Genomic DNA, 1,211 nt, shown 5'->3' with positions numbered 1-1,211 from the left:
ACCTGATGGTAACTATCGATAAGGGTTGCGCTCGTTATGGCACTTAAGCCGACACCTCACGGCACGAGCTGACGACAACCATGCAGCACCTTCACAACTGCCTTGCGGCTGACATGTCTCCACATCATTCAGTTGCAATTCAAGCCCGGGTAAGGTTCCTCGCGTATCATCGAATTAAACCACATGTTCCTCCGCTTGTGCGGGCCCCCGTCAATTCCTTTGAGTTTCACCGTTGCCGGCGTACTCCCCAGGTGGAATACTTAACGCTTTCGCTTGGCCGCTTACTGTATATCGCAAACAGCGAGTATTCATCGTTTACTGTGTGGACTACCAGGGTATCTAATCCTGTTTGATACCCACACTTTCGAGCATCAGCGTCAGTTACAGTCCAGCAGGCTGCCTTCGCAATCGGAGTTCTTCGTGATATCTAAGCATTTCACCGCTACACCACGAATTCCGCCTGCCTCTACTGTACTCAAGACACCCAGTATCAACTGCAATTTTACGGTTGAGCCGCAAACTTTCACAACTGACTTAAGCGTCCGCCTACGCTCCCTTTAAACCCAATAAATCCGGATAACGCTCGGATCCTCCGTATTACCGCGGCTGCTGGCACGGAGTTAGCCGATCCTTATTCATACGGTACATACAAAAAGGCACGCGTGCCTCACTTTATTCCCGTATAAAAGAAGTTTACAACCCATAGGGCAGTCATCCTTCACGCTACTTGGCTGGTTCAGACTCTCGTCCATTGACCAATATTCCTCACTGCTGCCTCCCGTAGGAGTTTGGACCGTGTCTCAGTTCCAATGTGGGGGACCTTCCTCTCAGAACCCCTATCCATCGAAGGCTTGGTGGGCCGTTACCCCGCCAACAACCTAATGGAACGCATCCCCATCGATGACCGAAATTCTTTAATAGTTCTACCATGCGGAAGAACTATGCCATCGGGTATTAATCTTTCTTTCGAAAGGCTATCCCCGAGTCATCGGCAGGTTGGATACGTGTTACTCACCCGTGCGCCGGTCGCCATCAAACTTAGCAAGCTAAGTTCATGCTGCCCCTCGACTTGCATGTGTTAAGCCTGTAGCTAGCGTTCATCCTGAGCCAGGATCAAACTCTTCATTGTAAAAGTATCGTGACTGCGCAAATTAAAAATTAAAGTGCGGCAGCTTAATTATCTGTCCAGGACGCTCGAATTCAAAAAGTTT

At 49.5% G+C, this 1,211-nt stretch carries 1 rRNA gene; it reads right to left on the bottom strand.

Annotated elements, in window-relative coordinates:
* Nucleotides 1-1,129: ribosomal RNA gene (locus tag CSD97_RS00005) — 16S ribosomal RNA — on the bottom strand; the annotation flags it as partial.
* Nucleotides 1,130-1,211: the final 82 nt, after the last annotated feature.

Origin of the sequence: Bacteroides sp. AR29 (assembly GCF_900217715.1) — a bacterium.
Lineage (GTDB): Bacteria > Bacteroidota > Bacteroidia > Bacteroidales > Bacteroidaceae > Bacteroides > Bacteroides uniformis.
The sequence above is the reverse complement of the archived record's forward strand: the minus strand, read 5'-3'. Positions and strand labels throughout refer to the sequence as shown.